We start from the raw sequence: 20,037 nt of genomic DNA on the forward strand, positions 1-20,037 counted from the left end.
GTGCCGGCCCGTCCTACCGGCAACACCCGACGGCGGATCAGCATCTGTTGGTGCTGACCTGGTTGCGCTTGAGGTAGTCGCTCCACGTGACGCCCTGGACGACCGCGACGACGACCGCGCCGTTGAGCTTCTGCTCGTAGTGGAGGTGGGGGGTGATGTCGTACAGGGCGGACGTGTTGCCGACCTCGCCGATCTTCTGGCCCACGTTCACCGTGGCGCCGGCGGCCACCGAACGAGTCTTCAGATGGGCGTACCGCGTCTGCCAGCCGCCCCCGTGACCGATGACTATCGTGTTCCCGTATCCGGCGCCCGTCGAGTAATACGATTCGAGCACCGTGCCACCGGCACTGGCGAACACCCGGCGGCCCTCGTCGTCGGGGGTGCCGTTCGCGTCGTAGTGGTTCCAGTCGATCGCGTGCGCGGGACTGTGCCCCGACCAATTGCTGCCGAGCCAGGTCTGGTTGCACTCGAAGGGCATCTTGAAGGCGGGCCGCGCGGCCACGGCGGCCTCCGACGAGTCCACGACCGGCGCCGCGACAGCGGCCGGAACGGTGAGCGCGGTGGCCGCGACCGCGCTCATGGTGATCAGCGACCGGCGAAAATTCCTGTGCATGGTTCTCCCCTTGTCGTCGGGTGACACGGCGATTCAAGGAGGCGGGCATACACAGCGGATACATTCCGCCCGGTGTTGTCAGTGCTGTGGTGCAGCATCGGGACGACGGATCACCGAGTGGACGGGGGATCGCCGTGGCGATCACGAACCAGCGCATGACGGAGTACGCGTTCCTGCGGGGGCTCTACGAGGACGGGTACTTCCCCGACCGCGTCGTGGACAAGGGCAGGGCCGTCCTGGTCCGGCTCTGCGAACGGATAGAGGCCGAGCGCCCCGCCGACCTGGCGGCGCTGTACGTGCTGACGACGGCGGCGACCGACGAGTTCAACGCCCTGGAGGCCGAGTTCGAGGCGGCCGGGAGCGAGATCGAGACCGTCGCCCGCGAGGAGATAGCCGAGAACTTCCGGTGCATCGCGACGGCGTACGGGTTCGCGGACGCGGACGTGGAGGAGCTGATCGCCACCCGGGATTGGTGACGGAGGGCGGGGCGGTATCGGGAGCCGCGTCAGGAGTCGAGCACCGCAGCGACGGCTTCGATCTCCACGAGCTGGTCGGTGTAGCCGAGCACGGTGACGCCCAGCAACGTACTCGGGGCGTCATGCTCTCCGAACGCTGCCCGGACCACGTCCCAGGCGGTTACCAGGTCCTCCCGTCGCGTGGACGCGACGAGCACCCGCGTACTGATGACGTCCTCCAGGCGGGCGCCGGCGGCCGCGAGAGCGGTCCGCATGTTCTCGAACGCCTTCGCCGCCTGGCCCGCGTAGTCGCCGACAGCCGCCGTCGAGCCGTCCTCGTTCAGCGGGCACGCCCCGGCGAGGAAGACCGGCCGTGCGCCGGCGGGTGCCGTGGCCGCGTAGGCGTACTCGGCGACATCGGACAACCGGGCGGAACGGATCAACGTGACGGTACCGGGCATGGTGTTCAGGCCTCCTGGGTCGAAGTGCCCTCATCCTCACAAGAGTTCCCCGCCCCCGCCTCGCCTTTTCGGCCGGCCCGCCCGGAGGACCCCTAAGCTGCGGGAATGGGTGACATGTACGCAGTGGATCTCGCACTGGACCTACGGGCCTCCGTGCCGGGCGCCGTGATGGACGAACTTCGCCGGCACCTCGGGATACTTCCGGACGGTCAGGACGACGAGCCGGACGGCCCGGTGCCACTGCTCGCCGAACGCGGGCCCGCGATGCGCGTCGGCGGGCTCCTGGTGGGGGAGGTCGCCCGAACCGGCGACGGCTGGGCGCTCACCGCGCGGCAGGAGGTGCACGCCGAGCTCCTCCCCGATCTGGACGCGCTCCTGGAGCGGCTGGCCCGCCACTGCGGGACCGAGGGCGTCATCGGGCAGATCCGGTTCTACGAGGACCATGTGCCGGAGCTGCTGATCAACGAGGCGGGCACGCTGAGGAGGGTGGCCCTGACGCCTGCGCCGGTACGTCCCCACGGGTGAGCGGACGAGGGCGTCAGGAGCCGTCGGAAGTCCGCGCCTCCGTCGGCTTCTCGGTACTCGGGCGAGCCCGCACCTCGGGGGCGTCCGAGGCGGCCTTCGGCCGGACCAGCCGGTGCTGGGCCAGGCAGGCCAGCGCCAGGGTGGCGCCGAGCACCGGCCAGGCCGGCGGGCCGGCGCTCACCGCGGCCCCGACGACGACAGGGCCCAGGCTGCGCTGCGCCGACTGGGCAAGACCGTGCACCCCGACGTAGGCGCCCTGCGCCTCAGGGGGTGCGAGGGCGACGGAGAGTTCCCAGGAGGAGAGGGAGTGCAGGATCTCCGCCAGGGTGAAGGCGACGGCCGCGACGACGACGGCGCCGGTGGCGAACCAGGGGCCGCCTCCGGCCGAGGCCGCGAGCGCCACTCCTCCCGTCAGGAACACGGCGCTGATCGGGACGAGCAGGCGACGCGCCGCGGCCCGGGTCTCCCCGAAGCGGGACAGGGGGACCTGGAGCGCTATCACCAGAACGCTGTTGAGGACGAGGACGAGTGGTGCCAGCCCGACCGGGGCACTGGTGGCGTGGACGATCCAGAGCGGGAATCCGACCTGGAGCACGCTGTCGTCCAGGAACAGCCAGATCTCCGTAGCGGTGAAGGCGAGATAGCGCCGGTCGCGCCAGGGCGTCGCCCCCTCGGGGCGTACGACCGGAAGGGCCTTCCCGGCGGCGGCGCCACCGGGCCCGGCCACGACACGGCTGGGGGCGGGCGGCTCCGTGCACCGGAGCGTGAGGAGCGCCATGACCAGGTAGGACGCGGCGTTGGCGAGGAGCAGTACCTGGTAGGCGAGGACGGTTCCGACCGTGAGTACGGCAGCGGCTCCCGTACCGCCCACGGCCCATCCGATGTTCACCGCGGTGCGCTGGATCGCCTGGTAGCGGACGCGCTGCGGGCCGGCCACGCGTGCGGCGAACAGCTTGGTCAGCACGCTCGACGCACGGTCGGGCAGCGCGCCCAGTGCCGAGTAGAGGACCAGCAGCCCGAAGTCGTGCGTGGTCAGCAACGCCACCAGGGCCGCACCCCTGACCAGTTGGGCGGCGACCAGCAGGCGGGTGACGGGGAAGCGGTCGGCCAGCCGCCCGGCGAGCGGGGGCCCGGCGATGCCGAGGATGCCGGACACCCCCAGCAGCATGCCTATCTGAGAGACCGACAGATGTGTGACGTAGACGAAGTAGAGCGTCGCCACGCCCATCCACAGGCCGGTGCCGACCTTGTCGATGATCGCGACCACCAGCATCAGCCGTCCGTCCCGGCCGCCCGGGACGGCAAGGCGCCGGACGAACGGGACGCGGCTCGGTGTCGGCTGCATCAGGATCCCCCTTGACACGCATTTTGTATCGGTACAAACTTGCCTCTGTGGCAGAACAATATGGGATCACGGGTGGTACGGCCAGGGAGATTTCCGCCTCCGTCGAAAGCCGCGTGGCCGACGGCGCGCTCCCCCCGGGCTCCTCGCTGCCCCCGGTGCGCAGGCTCGCCGAGGAACTGGGCGTGAGCGCGGGCACGGTGGCGGCCGCCTACAAGGAGCTGCGCGGGCGCGGAGTGGTGGTGACCCTGGGGCGCGGCGGCACGGTGGTGGCGTCCGCTCCCGTCGTCACCTCGCGGCGGCCTCCCCGGGTGCCGTCCGGATTGCGTGACCTGGCGGGCGGGCACCCCGATCCCGCCTGCCTTCCGGTGCTGACCCCGCCCACGAGGGTGGAGCCCGTGCCCGGATCGCACCGTGCCGCCCCGAGGCTCGCCGCACTCGAGGAGGCGGCCCACGACTGGTTCGCCCGCGACGGCGTGCCCACCGGTTCGGTGACGTTCGCCCACGGAGCGCTGGACTGCATCGCCCGGCTGCTCTCCACCGAGCTCAGGCCCGGAGACGCCGTGGCCGTGGAGGATCCCGGCTTCCACCACCTCCTCGACCTCGTCCCGGCACTCGCGCTGCGCATGCTGCCGGTCGCGGTCGACGACGAGGGCATCCGCCCCGAGGCGCTGCGGGCTGCCCTGCGCGCGGGGGCACGCGCGCTGGTGTGCAGCCCCCGCGCCCAGAGCCCGCTCGGCGGGCGCTTCACCGTAGGGCGCAGGGACGAACTCCTCTCCGTGCTAGGCGACTTCCCCGACGTGCTGGTCGTGGAGGACGATCACAACGCGGACATCGCCGGCGCGGCCGCGGTGAGTCTCACCTCCGGCGCACTGCCCCGCTGGGCGCAGGTGCGCACCGTGTCCAAGCACCTGGGCATCGATCTGCGCTGGGCAGCCCTCGCCTGCGACCCCGCCACCCTCGCGCGCCACGACGGCCGGATGCTGCTGACCTCCGGATGGGTCAGCCACATCCTGCAGGCGACCGTGGCGGATCTCCTGACCGACCCGGCGGTGACCCGGCTGGTGGCAGGGGCCGCCGACACGTACACCGCTCGCCGCGATGCCCTGGGCGCCGCGCTGGGGCAGCACGGCATCTCCTCCCACGGCGTGAGCGGCCTCAACGTGTGGGTGCCCGTCCGGGACGAGTCCGCCGTCGTCAACGGGCTGCGCACACGCGGCTGGTGGACCGCGGCGGGCACTCGTTTCCGTATCGCGTCCCCGCCCGGTGTGCGCGTCACCACCGCCACCCTGACCCCCGCCGAATCCCAGCTTCTCGCCCGCGACTTCGCGGACACCCTCGCGGAGTCACAAGCGGTGTACGGCGGTTAGGGCTGCCCGGTAGTGGCGGCGGCCGTCAGCGCAGCACCAGCCACAACTCCGCGCGTACGTCCATGTCGTCCAGGTCCGCCTCCAGCAGCTCCGCGCAGCGTGCGATGCGCTGGCGGACCGTGTTGCGGTGGATCCGCAGGGCCACGGCCGTCCGGTCCCAGCTGCCGTGCAGGCTCAGCCAGCACCGCAGCGTCTCGGCCAGGGGTGCGGTGAGCGGGGCCAGGAGGGTACGGGCGTGTGCCTCGGCGAGGTCGGCGGGGACCAGGGCCGCCAGGCCTCCGGAACCGGCACGGTGCGTGACCAGCGGGGAGCGGGTGGCCTCCGCGCGGCCCAGGGCGCGGGCCGCCTCGGTGTCGGCGGTGGGCAGGGCCGTGGCGGGGGAGGGGGCCGACGCGCCGAGGATCCAGCCCGGCTGCGCCGTCGCCCCGCGGCCACCGGTGAGCAGGACCCGTACCGTTTCGCCGTTCGCGTCGACCAGGGCGGAGCCCAGCGACGCACCGAGTGCTCCCGCGGTGAGCGGGTCGGGGGCCGTGCCGTCCGAGCGCCGGGCATGGACCACCGTCCAGGGTGCGCCGTCCTCCGAGAGGAGCGGCGCCACCTGCTCCGGGGGCGCCCCCAGCAGCATCCGTACGAGCGCCGCCGCACGGCCCGCCGCGTCCGCGCCCTGGTGCGGGGCGGTCAGCAGGGCGAGCAGGACGACGGCGATCCCGGCGACGGTGTGGTCGCCGGGATGGCGCCGACGGGTCGCCAGAGCCAGGGCCAGCCCCTGGCCGCCGCTGAGCGCGTAGGCGGCGAGCTGCGTGCCGTCCAGGGTGTCGGTCGCCGAAGCCGGGGAGGCCCGCCGGCCGGAGGAGACCACCCGGGACAGCTGGGCCAGGGCCGCACGCTCGTCCGGCGACTGCCGGCCGCCGGCCGTGTGCAGCTCCTCGCCCTCCCCGGTGAGCAGCACCACCCGGCCCTCCAGCTGTACGGCGAGCTGGTGGAGCACCGCCGGCACCGGGTCGGGTCGTGCGGCTGCCGTCGCCAGGGCCTGCTGGGCGCGGGTCACCCGGCGCAGCTCGCGGTGGCGGGCCTCCGCCATCAGCCGCCACACCGCCCGCGCGATCGCCGTGAAGGGGGTCTGAGGGGGCACTTCCAGCAGCGGCAGACCGTGCCGGTCGCATGCCTCCACCAGCGCCGCCGGCACCGTGTCGTGCACCGGTGCCACCCCGAAACCGAGCGCCGCCGCCCCCGCCTCCACCAGCCGGGCCACGTACGTGTCCGGGTCGGTGAGCAGCACCCCGGCACTCAGCAGAAGCTCGCCGCCGAGCAGATACGGATACGGGTCGGCCATCTCCGAGGTGTGCACCCACAGCAGATCCGCGTGGTCCGGACCGGCGATCCGGCGCAGCCCGAGTTCCTCCCTGGCCAGCAGTTCGGCCAGCGGGATGGGCGGGGTCGGCGGCCCGGCGGGGGAGTCCGGCATGGACGGTCCATCCATTCGAAGTGCTGGGAGTGGATAAAACGTACACTTCAGCGTCGGCTTCCGGCCACCTACCGTTCTCGACGCACGCCCCGTGTACCGAGACGAGACGGAGGAAGCCCATGGCTGTCGACTACGCAGTGATCGTCGTCTATCTGGCCGGCATGCTCGCCATGGGCTGGTGGGGCATGCGCCGCGCCAAGTCCAAGAGCGAGTTCCTGGTCGCCGGTCGGCGGCTCGGCCCCTGGATGTACTCCGGCACCATGGCGGCGATCGTCCTCGGCGGCGCCTCGACGATCGGCGGGGTCGGCCTCGGCTACCAGTACGGGCTCTCCGGCGCCTGGATGGTCTTCACCATCGGCCTCGGGCTGCTCGCCCTGTCCGTCTTCTTCTCGGCCCGCATCGCCCGGCTGAAGGTCTACACGGTCTCCGAGATGCTCGACCTGCGCTACGGCGGCAGGGCGGGGCTCATATCCGGCGTCGTCATGTGGTCCTACACGCTGATGCTCGCGGTCACCTCCACGATCGCGTACGCCACGATCTTCGACGTCCTCTTCGACCTCGACCGCACCCTCTCGATCATCCTCGGCGGCGCCATCGTCGTCGCGTACTCGACGCTCGGCGGCATGTGGTCGATCACGCTCACCGACATGGTGCAGTTCGTGGTCAAGACGATCGGCGTCCTGCTGCTGCTCCTGCCCATCGCGGTCATCAAGGCGGGTGGCTTCAGCGAGATGAAGGCCCAGCTGCCCACCGAGTACTTCGACCCGCTGGGCATCGGCGGCGAGACGGTCTTCACGTACGTCCTGATCTACACCTTCGGCATGCTGATCGGCCAGGACATCTGGCAGCGCGTGTTCACGGCCCGCAGCGACCGCACGGCACGCTGGGGCGGAACCGTCGCCGGTACCTACTGCCTGGTGTACGCGGTCGCCGGGGCCGTCATCGGCACGGCGGCCAAGGTCATGTACCCGAACCTGCCCAGCGCGGACGCCGCCTTCGCGACCATCGTCAAGGACGAACTGCCGGTCGGCGTACGCGGCCTGGTGCTGGCAGCCGCGCTCGCCGCGGTGATGTCGACGTCCTCCGGTGCGCTGATCGCCTGCGCGACCGTCGCCAACAACGACATCTGGTCGCGGCTGCGGGGAGCGGTCGGCACGGGGGACGGCGAGGAGCGTGACGAGGTGAAGGGCAACCGGGTCTTCATCCTGATCATGGGTATCGCCGTCATCGCCATCGCCATCGCGCTCAACAACGTCGTCGAGGCCCTGACCGTCGCCTACAACCTGCTCGTCGGCGGGCTCCTGGTGCCGATCCTGGGCGGCCTCCTGTGGCGCAGGGGCACGGCCGCGGGCGCGCTGGCCTCCGTCTGTGTGGGCGGCGTCGCGGTGATCGGGCTGATGGCGACGTACGGAATCCTCGCCAACGAGCCGGTCTACTACGGACTGCTCGCCTCGCTCGCCGTGTACGTGATCGTCTCGCCGGCGACGAAGCCGACGGACGCCGCGGTGCTCGTCGCCTGGCGCGAACGGCTGGCGGGCAGGAGTGCGGACGCCGAGCCGGCGCCCGCCCCGGAGCCGGCCACCACCTGAACCCCCTCGTCGTCCCCGATCGCCGGGCGGGCCCGAGCGCAATCCGGGCCCGCCCGGCGATCGAGGACGGAACCGTTGCCGTGGGGGCCGGCACACCGTCGCACCCCGCACACTGGATACCGTACGAAAACCGAAGGAAAGGCACTCCGACCATGAGCAGCAACGAATCGCCGCGCGGCCCCGTCGACTCCTCCCGCGTCCCGCGGTACGCCGGTCCCGCGACGTTCGCCAGGCTGCCGCGGCTCGACGAGGTCGGCACCACCGACATCGCCGTGGTCGGCGTGCCCTTCGACAGCGGCGTCTCCTACCGTCCCGGCGCGCGCTTCGGCGGCAACGCCATCCGCGAGGCCTCCCGCCTCCTGCGCCCCTACAACCCGGCGCAGGACGCCTCCCCGTTCGCCCTCGCCCAGGTCGCCGACGCCGGTGACATCGCCGCGAACCCGTTCGACATCAACGAGGCCGTCGACACGGTCGAGGCCGCCGCCGACGACCTGCTCTCCACCGGCGCCCGCCTGATGACCCTCGGCGGCGACCACACCATCGCGCTGCCCTTGCTGCGTTCCGTCGCCAAGAAGCACGGCCCCGTCGCCCTGCTCCACTTCGACGCGCACCTGGACACCTGGGACACCTACTTCGGCGCCGAGTACACCCACGGCACCCCGTTCCGCCGGGCCGTCGAGGAGGGCATCCTCGACACCGAGGCGCTCTCCCACGTCGGCACACGCGGCCCGCTGTACGGCAAGCAGGACCTCACCGACGACGAGAAGATGGGCTTCGGCATCGTCACCTCCGCCGACGTCATGCGGCGCGGCGTCGACGAGATCGCCGACCAGCTGCGCCAGCGCATCGGCGACCGGCCGCTCTACATCTCCATCGACATCGACGTCCTGGACCCGGCGCACGCCCCCGGCACCGGCACCCCCGAGGCCGGCGGCCTGACCTCGCGCGAACTCCTGGAGATCCTGCGCGGCCTCTCCTCCTGCAACCTGGTCTCCGCCGACCTGGTCGAGGTGGCCCCCGCGTACGACCACGCGGAGATCACCTCCGTCGCCGCCTCCCACACGGCGTACGAACTCACGACGATCATGGCCCGCCAGATCGCGGCGGCCAAGGGAGCACAGGGCAAGTGAGCCACGACCACGACGACCGGCCCGGGCTCACCCCCGCGCAGGCCGAAGCGGCCCTGAGCCCGCCGACCGGACGCAACGGCGGAGACCTCGTGATCGAGACCCTCCGGGGCCTCGGCGCCACCACCGTCTTCGGACTGCCCGGCCAGCACGCGCTCGGCATGTTCGACGCCCTGCGGCGCTCCTCCCTCGCGTACATCGGGCTGCGCGTCGAGAACAACGCGGGCTTCGCCGCCGACGCCTACGGCCGGATCACCGGCGAGGTCGCCCCGCTGCTCCTCTCCACCGGACCGGGCGCGCTGACCTCCCTCGCCGCACTCCAGGAAGCGGCGGCGGCGTCCGCACCCGTCCTGGCGGTCTCCAGCCAGATCCCGACCGCCGGGCTCGGCGGCGGACGCCACGGCTACCTGCACGAACTCCGCGACCAGAAGGCGTCGTTCCGCGACATCGTGAAGTCCGTGCACACCGTGCGCACGGCCTCGCAGATCCCGTCCGCGATCGCCGCCGCCTGGGAGTCCGCGCTCACCGCTCCGCACGGGCCTGTCTGGGTGGAGATCCCGCAGGACGTGCTGCTCGCCGAGACGGTCCTGCCGGTGGTCAGCGCACTCGACGCGACCCCGCGCGAGGTGTACCCGCGCCCCGAACTGACCGTCGCGGCAGCCCACCTGCTGTCGAACGCCGAGCGGCCCGCGATCATCGCGGGCGGCGGAGTCGTACGGTCCGACGCGACCGGCAAGCTGCGCGCGCTCGCGGAGAAGATCAACGCCCCCGTCGTCACCACGTTCGGCGGCAAGGGCGCCTTCCCCTGGGAGCACCCGCTCTCGCTCCGGTCCTGGCTGGAGGACCGGCACACCACGGACTTCCTGGAGTCCGCGGACGTGCTGCTGGTCGTCGGCTCCGGGCTCGGCGAACTCTCCTCGAACTACCACACGTTCGCTCCCCGCGGCCGGGTCATCCAGATCGAGGCCGACGCCGGGAAGCTGGAGTCCAACCACCCCGCGCTCGGCATCCACTCCGACGCCCGCGAGGCCCTCGACGACCTCCTGGACGCGGTGGAGGCCCGCGAGGACGGGACCGCGCCCGAGCGCGTCGCGACGGTGCTGGGGGCCGTCCACGACAGGATCGCCGCCCAGGACCTCACCCTGGAGCAGCAGGTGCTCGCCTCGGTCCGCGAGGCACTGCCCGACACCTCGCCCAGCTTCTGGGACATGACGATCCTCGCCTACTGGGCCTGGTCCGCCTTCGACGCCCGCCACCCCAACACGATGCACTCGGCGCAGGGCGCGGGCGGCCTCGGCTACGGCTTCCCGGCCGCGATCGGCGCAGCGGCGGCCGACCGTACGAAGCCCGTGCTGGCGGTCTCCGGCGACGGCGGCGCGATGTACTCGATCGCCGAGCTCGCCACCGCGCGGCAGTACGACCTGCCCGTCACCTGGCTGATCGTCGACGACGGCGGCTACGGCATCCTGCGCGAGTACATGACGGGCGCCTTCGGCGAGGCCACGGCGACGGAACTGACCCGGCCGGACTTCGTCGCCCTGGCCGAGTCCTTCGGCGTCCCCGCGGTCCTCACCACGCCGGAGTCCCTGGCAGCCGACCTGGGGAAGGCCCTGGCGAGCCCCGGCCCGTCGGTGGTCGTGCTCCCCGCCCTGCTGAGGATGTTCGAGCCGACACACCTGTGAGCACCTGCTGTCCGGGCACCCGGGTGAACCGTGCCCCGGGTGCCCGGACGGCCGTGCCTCCGGGCACCACGGGCGCCTACAGCGACTGGAGGGTCTTCTCGATCTCGGCCTTCTGGGCCTCGGCACCGAGCTGGAACTGCTCCCGCTGCCCGGCGTCGAGGGCGAACGGAGGTTCCTTCCGCGTCGGCAGGAGATCGGGGATCGACCGGAAGAGCACCGCCGCCTCCGCTCCGTTCCCCTTGTTGTGCGCAGTGATCAGGTACTTCCCGGCCCGCCACAGATGATCGTTGAGCACCTTCGAAGGTGATCTCAGGATGTCCTTCACCGTCGCGGGCCTGCCCAGCGAATGATGCGGTCCGTCGCTGTACCTCTGCAGCGCCGCAAGCGCGGCGTAGAGCTGTCCGCAGCGGAATGCCTCCGCGTGCCCGCTGTTCGCCATGGAGCCCTTGTCCCCTTCGTCACCCGTCGATCCTGAGTCCGTCGGCGAACATGACTACCCGGGTCACCCACCGGCCGAACCCGCCCGCCCCGGCGTGCGGAAGCCCGGCCGAAGGCGCCCCTCTCACCCCCGGGTGGTCCTAGGACCACCCGGGTACCGTCTCCGACCATGGGCCGAGAATTGTTGCAGCGGGATGAAATCCGCAGCTGACCGCGTTGGTGACGTGCGGTAGGTCAAGTGGGACAGCGGGGCGGACTGGAGGCACGGGGTGGCGGGCACGAAGGTGCAGGGCGCGGAGGAACAGGGCGCCGACCGACAGGGGTGGGGCCGGCGGCTGACCGGATACGCGTGGCGTTACCGGCGCAATGTCGTACTGGCGCTCGGGTCGTCGCTCGCCGGCATGGCCGTGATGGCCCTCGTCCCGCTGATCACCAAGGTGATCATCGACGACGTCGTCGGCGACCACACCCGTTCCCTCGGCGTCTGGACCGGCCTCCTCATCGGCGCCGCCGTCCTCGTCTACGCCGCCACCTTCGTCCGCCGCTACTACGGCGGCCGGCTCGCCCTCGACGTACAGCACGACCTGCGCACCGAGATGTACACCACGATCACCCGGCTCGACGGGAAGCGGCAGGACGAGCTGTCGACCGGGCAGGTCGTCGGGCGTGCCACCAGCGACCTGCAGCTGATCCAGGGGCTCCTCTTCATGCTCCCGATGACCATCGGGAACATCCTGCTCTTCATCATCTCCCTGGTGATCATGGCGTGGCTCTCGCTGCCCCTGACCCTCATCGCCCTCGCCGTCGCCCCCGCCCTCTGGTTCATCGCCCGCCGCTCCCGCACCCGTCTCTTCCCCGCCACCTGGTACGCGCAGAGCCAGGCCGCCGCAGTCGCCGGAGTGGTGGACGGGGCCGTGTCCGGAGTCAGGGTCGTCAAGGGATTCGGGCAGGAGGAACAGGAGACGGGCAAGCTCCGCGAGGTCAGCCGCAGGCTCTTCGCGGGCCGGCTGCGCACCATCAGGCTGAACTCCCGCTACACCCCCGCCCTCCAGGCCGTCCCCGCGTTCGGCCAGGTCGCCATGCTGGCACTCGGCGGCTGGCTCGCCACCCGCGGCGAGATCACCCTCGGCACGTTCGTCGCCTTCTCCACCTATCTCGCCCAGCTCGTCGGCCCCGTCCGGATGCTCGCCATGGTCCTGACCGTCGGCCAGCAGGCACGGGCCGGTGTGGAGCGCGTCCTGGAGCTGATCGACACCGAACCGTCCATGCAGGACGGCACGAAGGAACTCCCGGCCGACGCCCCCGCCCGCGTCGAGTTCGACGACGTGCGCTTCGGCTACGACGAGGAGCGCCCCGTACTCGACGGCTTCTCCCTGACCATCGAGCCCGGCGAGACGGTCGCCGTCGTCGGCGCCTCCGGCAGCGGCAAGTCCACCGTCTCGCTCCTGCTGCCGCGCTTCTACGACGTGACGCACGGCGCCGTCCTCGTCGGCGGCCACGACGTCCGCGAGCTGACCCAGAACTCTCTCCGGGCCGCCATCGGGCTCGTACCGGAGGACAGCTTCCTCTTCTCCGACACGATCCGCGCCAACATCGCGTACGGATTCCCGGGGGCCACCCAGGAGCGGATCGAGCAGGCCGCCCGCGCCGCCCAGGCCCACGGCTTCATCTCCGAGCTGCCCGAGGGGTACGACACCACGGTCGGCGAGCACGGGCTCACCCTCTCCGGCGGCCAGCGCCAGCGCGTCGCGCTCGCCCGCGCCATCCTCACCGACCCCCGGCTGCTCCTCCTCGACGACGCCACCTCCGCCGTCGACGCCCGGGTGGAGCACGAGATCCACGAGGCCCTGGCACAGGTCATGGCCGGTCGCACGACCCTGCTGATAGCGCACCGCCGCTCCACCCTCGGCCTCGCCGACCGCATCGCGGTCCTCGACCAGGGGCGGCTCGCGGACATCGGCACGCACGCGGAGCTGGAGCAGCGCTCCGCGCTCTACCGCAGGCTCCTCACCGACCCCGACGAACTGGGCGGCACCTCACCGGGCCACCGGCCGGTCATGACCGGGGCGCCCGAGGACGACGACCGCGCGCTCCAGGACGAACTGGAGGCCGAGTTCGACGCGGAGCGCGGCGTCACCCCCGAGCTGTGGATCCGCAAGGAGGAGCAGCGCGACACGGCCGCGGCCGGCATGCCCGCGACCCCCGAGCTCCTCGCCCAGGTCGCCGCGCTGCCGCCCGCCACGGACGCCCCGGGCATCGACGAGGCGAGCGCGGTCCGTCCCGAGGAGTCGTACGGGCTGCGCAGACTGCTGCGCGGCTTCGGGCTCCCGCTGCTGGTGAGCCTGGCACTGGTCGCCGTCGACGCGGGCATGGGCCTGCTCCTGCCCGTACTGATCCGGCACGGCATCGACGACGGCGTCACCAAGATGGCGCTCGGCGCGGTCTGGGCGGCGGCGGGCCTCGGCCTGCTCGCGGTCCTCGTGCAGTGGGCGGCCCAGATCGGCGAGACCCGGATGACCGGCCGTACGGGCGAACGCGTCCTGTACTCGCTCCGCCTCAAGATCTTCGCGCAGCTCCAGCGGCTCGGCCTCGACTACTACGAGCGCGAGCTGACCGGCCGGATCATGACCCGGATGACCACGGACGTGGACGCGCTGTCCACCTTCCTCCAGACCGGTCTGGTCACGGCCTTCGTCTCCGTCGTGACCTTCCTCGGCATCACCGTCGTCCTGCTCGTCCTCGACATCCAGCTGGCCCTGGTCGTCTTCGCGACGCTGCCGTTGCTGATCGTCGGCACGTTCTTCTTCCGTCGCAAGAGCGTCAAGGCGTACGAGCTCGCCCGGACGCGCATCAGTGTCGTCAACGCCGACCTCCAGGAGTCCGTCTCCGGCCTGCGGATCGTGCAGGCGTTCCGGCGCGAGCAGGACGGCGCCGAGCAGTTCGCGGCCCGCAGCGACCACTACCGCCAGGCCCGGGTGCGCGGCCAGTGGCTGATCTCCGTGTACTTCCCGTTCGTGCAGCTGCTCGCCTCCGTCGCGGCGGCCGCCGTGCTGATCGTCGGCGCGGGCCGCGTCGACAGCGGCACGCTGACCACGGGGGCGCTGGTCGCCTACCTCCTCTACATCGACCTGTTCTTCGCCCCCGTGCAGCAGCTGTCCCAGGTCTTCGACGGCTACCAGCAGGCCACGGTCTCCCTCGGCCGGATCCAGGAGCTCCTCCGGGAGCCCACCTCCACGGCCGACCACGAAGCGCCGCAGGACGTCGCCTCGCTGCGCGGCGAGATCGTTTTCGAGGACGTCTCCTTCGCCTACGGCTCCTTCGACGGCGGCAAGGGCGAGGAGGAGGCGCTCACCGGCATCGACCTGCGGATCCCGGCCGGTCAGACGGTCGCGTTCGTCGGCGAGACCGGAGCGGGGAAGTCCACGCTCGTCAAGCTCGTCGCCCGCTTCTACGACCCGACGAGCGGGCGGGTCACGGCGGACGGCACGGATCTGCGCGCACTCGACATGACCGCGTACCGGCACCGGCTCGGAGTCGTACCGCAGGAGGCCTACCTCTTCGCCGGCACGGTCCGCGACGCCATCGCCTACGGCCTGCCCGACGCCACCGACGCGCAGGTGGAGGCGGCGGCCAGGGGGGTCGGCGCGCACGACATGATCGCCACCCTGGAGGACGGCTACCTGCACGAGGTCGCCGAGCGCGGCCGCAACCTCTCGGCCGGCCAGCGCCAGCTGATCGCCCTCGCCCGCGCCGAGCTGGTCGACCCCGACATCCTCCTCCTCGACGAGGCGACCGCCTCCCTGGACCTCGCCAGCGAGGCACTGGTCAACCAGGCCACCGACCGGCTGACCGGCCGCCGCACCACGCTCGTGGTGGCACACCGGCTGACGACGGCCGCCCGCGCCGACCGGGTCGTGGTGATGGACCACGGCAGGGTCGCCGAGGACGGCACGCACGACGAACTGCTCGCCAGGGACGGGACGTACGCCCGGCTGTGGCGCACCTTCATAGGGGAGGACATAGGGGAGGACACCCCGGCGGGCGTGTGACACCGTCCGGCCGCTCCACCGATTCCGGAACCTTTCGGCCCGCCTCGGCGTCGTACGCACATACGTACAGGTGTCTGGTGAGGCTCGGAATGTTCGATGGAACAGACGGAACAGGTGGGGTGGACGGCGTGGTGGGACCGCTGAGGGCGTCGAGACCGTCGGGAGGACCCGCCGGGAGGCGCGTGGGGGTCCTCCTGTTCGTCCTGCCGCTGCTCGGAGCCGTCGGACTGGTACTCGGAACGTCGGGGGCGTCCCCGGCGCACGCGGCGTCGGCCTGTTCCGGACGGCTGGTCAAGACGGTGACGTTCTCCACCGGTTCACTGCGCGTCTACGAGAGCCGCGCCTACGCGTGCGCCGTCACCGTCGCCGACAAGCCGGGTGCGCGCCGCGACATGCGCGTGTCCCTGCAGCCGCGCGGCGGCCGGGCGGCCGTCGACAGCGGCAGGTTCACCAAGCTGGCCGGGCCGGTCACGGTCCACGCCCTCAACCGCTGCGTCCGTGCGTCCGGTTCCATCGCGGGCAAATCGGCATCCACGGGGTGGATCCTGTGCTGAGGTACAACTGGGTCTGGCGTTGCAGGTGTTACCCCGGCTAGGTTCGCGGCGACTGTCGTGAATCAAGGGGAGGGTGCATGCGCAAGGCGCTCAGAGGGGTTCTGTCGCTCGCGGTGCTCATAGGCACAGTGAGTGCGACCGGGGCCTCGGCCGGTGCGGCCACCGCCGCGGAACCGACCGCGAAGCAGAGCAGCGGCTCGACCAGCAGCAGCGAGGACATCAAGGACCGCATCCTGGCCATCCCGGGCATGAGTCTGATCCAGGAGAAGCCGTACCCCGGGTACCGCTTCTTCGTCCTCAACTACACCCAGCCGATCGACCACAAGAGGCCGTCCAAGGGCACGTTCCAGCAGCGCATCACCCTGCTGCACAAGGACACGAGCCGCCCGACGGTCTTCTTCACCAGCGGCTACAACGTCTCGACCAACCCCAGCCGCAGCGAGCCGACGCAGATCATCGACGGCAACCAGGTCTCGCTGGAGTACCGCTACTTCACCCCGTCCCGCCCCGCGCCGGCGGACTGGTCGAAGCTCGACATCTGGCAGGCCGCCAGTGACCAGCACCGTGTCTTCACCGCGCTGAAGAAGATCTACTCCGAGAACTGGCTGACCACCGGCGGCTCCAAGGGCGGCATGACCGCCACCTACTTCGAGCGCTTCTACCCGAAGGACATGGACGGCGTCGTCGCCTACGTCGCGCCCAACGACGTGGTCAACAACGAGGACTCGGCGTACGACCGCTTCCTCGCCCGCGTCGGGACCAAGGAGTGCCGCGACCGGCTCTCCGGCGTCCAGCGCGAGGCCCTCGTCCGCCGTGAGCCGCTGGAGAAGAAGTACGAGGCGTACGCCGCCGAGAACGGCTACACCTTCAACACCGTGGGATCGCTCGACAAGGCGTACGAAGCCGTCGTCATGGACTACGTCTGGGCGTTCTGGCAGTACAGCATGCTCGCCGACTGCGAGGCCATCCCGGCCGACGCCGCCAAGGCGACGGACCAGGAGATCTGGGACTCGATCGACGGCATCGCCGGCTTCTCGGCCTATGCCGACCAGGGCCTGGGGACGTACACGCCGTACTACTACCAGGCGGGCACGCAGCTGGGATCGCCCGACATCGAGCAGCCGTGGCTCGGCGGCCTGAGCCGTTACGGCTACCAGCCGCCGCGCAACTTCGTACCGCGCGACATCCCGATGAAGTTCCAGCCGTCGGCGATGCGGGACATCGACAGCTGGGTCAGGAACAACGCCCGGCACATGCTGTACGTCTACGGGGAGAACGACCCGTGGGGTGCCGAGCCCTTCCGCCTCGGCAGGGGCGCGCGTGACAGCTACGTCTACACCGTGCCGGGTGGCAACCACGGCTCCAAGGTCGCCGGTCTCGTCGCCGCCGAGAAGGCGAACGCCACCGCGGCCATCCTGCGCTGGGCCGGAGTGGCCCCCGCTGCCGTCGAGGCAGACCCGGCGAAGGCGAAGCCGCTCGCGAAGTTCGACGCGCGTCTGGACAAGCGGGACGCCGAGCTCGAGCGGGGCACACTGCGGCCGTAGTCCCTCGGGCGTGCCGGTCGGGCAGCGGTCCGACCGGCACGCCGACGTGGGCTGTGCGCACCGGGGTTCACACCCGGCGCGCGCAGCCCACCGGCGTTTCCCCGCCCAACTGCACGAAGAGATCCGTCGTGTCCGGGCACAGACCGCGCCGCTCCACCGCGGAGCCGACCTCGAACTCCGGTGGCCGCTCGCCCGATCCGTCGCAGGCCGTCTCCCTGACCTCGCCCTTGCGCGAGCCGTGGACACAGTCCCCGACGACGGTCAGGGGGCCTCCGCCCTGCCCCGGATCACCCGGATGCGGGGACTCCAGATTGCGCATGCACGCGTACCCGCCGGGCACGGCGGGCTCCTGGGACGGGCCGCTCGGCGAGATGTGCAGGACGAAATCGGTCGAGGGCGGGCAGGCCGGACCCTCCGACGGCCCGCCCGTGTACCGCGTCAGTACCCGCGCCGCAGCCTTCTCGCTGCGGCACGACACCTCACGGACCACGTCCCCGCGCGAACTGCAGTCCGCGGGCCCCAGGAACACCACCCCGTGGTCCGACGGCGCGGTACTGTCCCGCAGCCCGTCGGCCCCGGTCCCCGAGGCGCCGCCCACGGGCTGCTGGCAGGCCGCCAGGGACAGCGCCGCGAGTGCGGACAGCAGGACGCGCAGGACCCCCGGGACACGGTGCTCGTACATGGTCGCCCCCCCCGATACGTCCGTGAAGACGTACACCCAGCGTGACCCGCCGGAGCGGGCACACGCCAGGCGAGCGGGGGGCTTTGCGCTCTTCGGTGTCGGTACGCCTAGGGTGCGGCGTACGTCTGGTACGACAGTCCGTAGCCGACCGGGTACAGCGCCTGTGCCGGGACGTCCGCACGCTGCACCGGGACCGGCAGCCTGCCCCGGGGTTCTGCCCGCCCCGCGATCACCCGGACGGCGGCCCGGAGTTCGACGTCCGTCCAGGAGTACGCGGCGAGGCTCGCGGTGTAACCGGTGCCGGCCAGCTGGGCGATGTCGTACGGGTTGCGGATCGCGACGGTGATCACCGGTACCCCGGTCGCCGCGAGGGCCTGGACGAGGGTGCGCTGGGAGCTCGTCGCGGTGACGTTGTACGTCCCCACGACCACCGCGTCCTTGCCCTGCGCGGCGGCCACCGCTTCGGCGATCCTCGCCGGGGCGGGAGCGGTGCCGGTGGACAGCGCGGTGGCCGTGTACCCCAGCTCCTCGAACGCCGTGGCGAGCGTCGTGGTCGGTGGTCCGGTCGTGCCCGAGGGGGAGGCGGGGTCGGCGCCGACCACGAGCAGGTTCCGGTGGGAGCGGCGGGAGAGAGGCAGCAGCGAACCGGTGTTGGCGAGCAGCGTGGTCGTGTGCTCGGCGATCCGGTCGGCGGCGGCGAGATGGGTACGGATGCCCACGGTGCGGTCCACGCCCCGGTGGGTGACGTAGGGGTCCCGGAACAGGCCCAGCTTCGACTTCAGCCGCAGGATGCGCAGGATCGATTCCTCGATGCGGGCCTCGCTGATCTCACCGTTCCGCACGGCGTCGATGACGGCGTTCCACGCCACGGAGAGGTTCGGCGGGTTGAGCAGCTGGTCGACGCCTGCCTGAAGGGCGAGCACGGGGACGCGCTCGTCGCCGTACTTCGTGCGCACGCCCTGCATGCCGAGCGAGTCGGTGACCACGACACCGTCGTAGCCGAGTTCCTCGCGCAGGATGCCGGTGAGGATCGGCCGGGACAGGGTGGCCGGATCCTCCGACGGGTCCAGGGCGGGCACCACGATGTGGGCCGTCATGATCGAGTCGATGCCCGCGGCGACGGCCGCCCGGAACGGCGGGGCGTCGAGCTCCGCCCACTGTTCGCGGGTGTGGTGGATGTAGGGCAGCCCCGTGTGGCTGTCGGTGCTGGTGTCGCCGTGGCCGGGGAAGTGCTTGGCCGTGGAGGCGATTCCGGAGCTCTGGTAGCCCTTCACCTGTGCGGCGACCAGGCCGGCCACCGACTCCGGGTCGGAGCCGAAGGAGCGTACGCCGATGACCGGGTTGGCCGGGTTGACGTTGACGTCGGCGTCCGGCGCGTAGTTCTGGTTGATGCCGAGCGCGGCCAGTTCGGCTCCGGCGATCCGGCCGGCCGTGCGCGCGTCGGAGCGCGAGCCGCTCGCGCCCAGCGCCATCGCGCCGGGCATCAGGGTGGCGGGCTCGCCGACGCGGCAGACGATCCCGTGCTCCTGGTCCGTGGAGACGAGGAGCGGAAGGGGAGTGGGCCCGGCGAGCCCGGCGCGCTGGATGCCGTTGGACAGGTCGGCGATCTGGTGCGGGTCGCGGGTGTTGTGCGCCCACGCGAAGTAGATGATGCCGCCGACGTGGTACGTGGAGATCAGCTCGGCCGCGGTGCGCACGCCGATCTCGGCGAGGTTGGCGTCGATGTCCGCCTGGTCGGGAGCGGTGGCGGAGTGCCCGTACACCCGCATCACGAAGAGCTGGCCGACCTTCTCCTCCAGGCTCATCCGGGCGATGAGCCGCTTGAGGCGGCTGTCCGTGGAGGTGCCCGTGGATGCCTGGGCGGTCCCGGGAACGGCGGCGACGCCCGTCGCGGCCGCGGCGACGGTGGCCGCGGTGGCGGTGAGAAGAGTGCGTCTGGAGGTGCGGTGGTGCACGTGAGCTCCTTCCGGTGCTGAAAGAAACTTCCAAGAAGGTACGGATATATGGAAAGTAACTACCAGTCAAGAGGACCACCCGATAAAGGCAGTGACACGCGGGGGGACGGGTGGACATGCCCGGACATGGCCCACACCGTGCCGTGCGGCGGGGACGCGAGCCCGGCATGATCCGAACGAGAGGCC

16 protein-coding genes are annotated in these 20,037 nt (G+C 71.7%); 9 read left to right on the forward strand and 7 right to left on the reverse strand.

The features are described from left to right. Nucleotides 1–37: 37 nt before the first annotated feature. Nucleotides 38–613: a M23 family metallopeptidase gene (locus tag OG844_RS32355; RefSeq protein ID WP_406395091.1), complete on the reverse strand. Its 576-nt coding sequence runs from the start codon at nucleotides 611–613 to the stop codon at nucleotides 38–40. Between the two features lie 155 nt (nucleotides 614–768). Between OG844_RS32355 and OG844_RS32360 the strand changes: the two genes are divergently transcribed. Further along, nucleotides 769–1,089: a DUF5713 family protein gene (locus OG844_RS32360; RefSeq protein ID WP_406396340.1), complete on the forward strand. Its 321-nt coding sequence runs from the start codon at nucleotides 769–771 to the stop codon at nucleotides 1,087–1,089. A 29-nt stretch (nucleotides 1,090–1,118) separates the two neighbouring features. On the opposite strand, the gene OG844_RS32365 is transcribed toward OG844_RS32360, so the two are convergent. Further along, nucleotides 1,119–1,529, reverse strand: coding sequence for a RidA family protein (locus OG844_RS32365; RefSeq protein WP_406395093.1), 411 nt, complete (start codon nucleotides 1,527–1,529; stop codon nucleotides 1,119–1,121). Between the two features lie 105 nt (nucleotides 1,530–1,634). Between OG844_RS32365 and OG844_RS32370 the strand changes: the two genes are divergently transcribed. Next, nucleotides 1,635–2,054, forward strand: a complete 420-nt coding sequence (locus tag OG844_RS32370; RefSeq protein WP_406395095.1) for a hypothetical protein — start codon at nucleotides 1,635–1,637, stop codon at nucleotides 2,052–2,054. 13 nt (nucleotides 2,055–2,067) lie between these two features. Here OG844_RS32370 and OG844_RS32375 read toward each other — a convergent pair whose 3' ends face one another. Then, a complete protein-coding gene (locus tag OG844_RS32375; protein WP_406395096.1) occupies nucleotides 2,068–3,399 on the reverse strand; it encodes an MFS transporter in 1,332 nt (443 codons plus the stop codon). A gap of 47 nt (nucleotides 3,400–3,446) precedes the next feature. Here OG844_RS32375 and OG844_RS32380 point away from each other — a divergent pair, with 47 nt between their 5' ends. Next, entirely contained in the window at nucleotides 3,447–4,766 is a 1,320-nt protein-coding gene (locus tag OG844_RS32380; protein ID WP_406395099.1) for a GntR family transcriptional regulator, read from the forward strand. Nucleotides 4,767–4,791: 25 nt separating this feature from the next. On the opposite strand, the gene OG844_RS32385 is transcribed toward OG844_RS32380, so the two are convergent. Continuing rightward, nucleotides 4,792–6,231 carry a PucR family transcriptional regulator gene (locus tag OG844_RS32385; RefSeq protein ID WP_406395101.1) on the reverse strand — a complete coding sequence of 480 codons (1,440 nt, stop codon included), beginning with the start codon at nucleotides 6,229–6,231 and terminating at the stop codon, nucleotides 4,792–4,794. A 119-nt stretch (nucleotides 6,232–6,350) separates the two neighbouring features. Between OG844_RS32385 and OG844_RS32390 the strand changes: the two genes are divergently transcribed. The 3 genes from OG844_RS32390 (at nucleotide 6,351) to OG844_RS32400 (ending at nucleotide 10,629) form a co-directional block, all read left to right on the forward strand. Further along, the gene (locus tag OG844_RS32390) at nucleotides 6,351–7,820 is read left to right on the forward strand and encodes a sodium:solute symporter (RefSeq protein ID WP_406395103.1); all 1,470 of its coding nucleotides are present in this window, start codon (nucleotides 6,351–6,353) and stop codon (nucleotides 7,818–7,820) included. A 152-nt stretch (nucleotides 7,821–7,972) separates the two neighbouring features. Then, nucleotides 7,973–8,950: an agmatinase gene (speB, locus tag OG844_RS32395; protein WP_406395105.1), complete on the forward strand. Its 978-nt coding sequence runs from the start codon at nucleotides 7,973–7,975 to the stop codon at nucleotides 8,948–8,950. Next, nucleotides 8,947–10,629, forward strand: coding sequence for a thiamine pyrophosphate-binding protein (locus OG844_RS32400; protein WP_406395107.1), 1,683 nt, complete (start codon nucleotides 8,947–8,949; stop codon nucleotides 10,627–10,629). The genes speB and OG844_RS32400 overlap by 4 nt, the downstream gene beginning before the upstream one ends. Nucleotides 10,630–10,705: 76 nt before the next feature. On the opposite strand, the gene OG844_RS32405 is transcribed toward OG844_RS32400, so the two are convergent. After that, the gene (locus tag OG844_RS32405) at nucleotides 10,706–11,068 is read right to left on the reverse strand and encodes a hypothetical protein (protein WP_406395109.1); all 363 of its coding nucleotides are present in this window, start codon (nucleotides 11,066–11,068) and stop codon (nucleotides 10,706–10,708) included. A 268-nt stretch (nucleotides 11,069–11,336) separates the two neighbouring features. On the opposite strand from OG844_RS32405, the gene OG844_RS32410 reads away from it, so the two are divergent. The 3 genes from OG844_RS32410 (at nucleotide 11,337) to OG844_RS32420 (ending at nucleotide 17,214) form a co-directional block, all read left to right on the forward strand. Further along, entirely contained in the window at nucleotides 11,337–15,116 is a 3,780-nt protein-coding gene (locus OG844_RS32410; RefSeq protein WP_406395111.1) for an ABC transporter ATP-binding protein, read from the forward strand. 89 nt (nucleotides 15,117–15,205) lie between these two features. Beyond that, a complete protein-coding gene (locus tag OG844_RS32415) occupies nucleotides 15,206–15,670 on the forward strand; it encodes a hypothetical protein (RefSeq protein ID WP_406395113.1) in 465 nt (154 codons plus the stop codon). Between the two features lie 77 nt (nucleotides 15,671–15,747). After that, nucleotides 15,748–17,214, forward strand: a complete 1,467-nt coding sequence (locus tag OG844_RS32420) for a S28 family serine protease (RefSeq protein ID WP_406395114.1) — start codon at nucleotides 15,748–15,750, stop codon at nucleotides 17,212–17,214. 67 nt (nucleotides 17,215–17,281) lie between these two features. Here OG844_RS32420 and OG844_RS32425 read toward each other — a convergent pair whose 3' ends face one another. Continuing rightward, entirely contained in the window at nucleotides 17,282–17,896 is a 615-nt protein-coding gene (locus tag OG844_RS32425; RefSeq protein WP_406395116.1) for a hypothetical protein, read from the reverse strand. 107 nt (nucleotides 17,897–18,003) lie between these two features. Continuing rightward, entirely contained in the window at nucleotides 18,004–19,851 is a 1,848-nt protein-coding gene (locus OG844_RS32430; RefSeq protein WP_406395118.1) for a glycoside hydrolase family 3 protein, read from the reverse strand. Nucleotides 19,852–20,037 lie beyond the last annotated feature (186 nt).

This window comes from Streptomyces sp. NBC_00887, from assembly GCF_045207585.1.

Excerpts from the sequence above, each read along its gene's own strand:
- OG844_RS32365 (WP_406395093.1), bottom strand. The coding sequence starts at position 1,529 with ATGCCCGGTACCGTCACGTTGATCCGTTCCGCCCGGTTGTCCGATGTC.
- OG844_RS32415 (WP_406395113.1), top strand. The coding sequence starts at position 15,206 with ATGTTCGATGGAACAGACGGAACAGGTGGGGTGGACGGCGTGGTGGGA.
- speB (WP_406395105.1), top strand. The coding sequence starts at position 7,973 with ATGAGCAGCAACGAATCGCCGCGCGGCCCCGTCGACTCCTCCCGCGTC.
- OG844_RS32405 (WP_406395109.1), bottom strand. The coding sequence starts at position 11,068 with ATGGCGAACAGCGGGCACGCGGAGGCATTCCGCTGCGGACAGCTCTAC.
- OG844_RS32390 (WP_406395103.1), top strand. The coding sequence starts at position 6,351 with ATGGCTGTCGACTACGCAGTGATCGTCGTCTATCTGGCCGGCATGCTC.
- OG844_RS32375 (WP_406395096.1), bottom strand. The coding sequence starts at position 3,399 with ATGCAGCCGACACCGAGCCGCGTCCCGTTCGTCCGGCGCCTTGCCGTC.
- OG844_RS32425 (WP_406395116.1), bottom strand. The coding sequence starts at position 17,896 with ATGTACGAGCACCGTGTCCCGGGGGTCCTGCGCGTCCTGCTGTCCGCA.
- OG844_RS32360 (WP_406396340.1), top strand. The coding sequence starts at position 769 with ATGACGGAGTACGCGTTCCTGCGGGGGCTCTACGAGGACGGGTACTTC.
- OG844_RS32385 (WP_406395101.1), bottom strand. The coding sequence starts at position 6,231 with ATGCCGGACTCCCCCGCCGGGCCGCCGACCCCGCCCATCCCGCTGGCC.
- OG844_RS32370 (WP_406395095.1), top strand. The coding sequence starts at position 1,635 with ATGGGTGACATGTACGCAGTGGATCTCGCACTGGACCTACGGGCCTCC.
- OG844_RS32420 (WP_406395114.1), top strand. The coding sequence starts at position 15,748 with ATGCGCAAGGCGCTCAGAGGGGTTCTGTCGCTCGCGGTGCTCATAGGC.
- OG844_RS32355 (WP_406395091.1), bottom strand. The coding sequence starts at position 613 with ATGCACAGGAATTTTCGCCGGTCGCTGATCACCATGAGCGCGGTCGCG.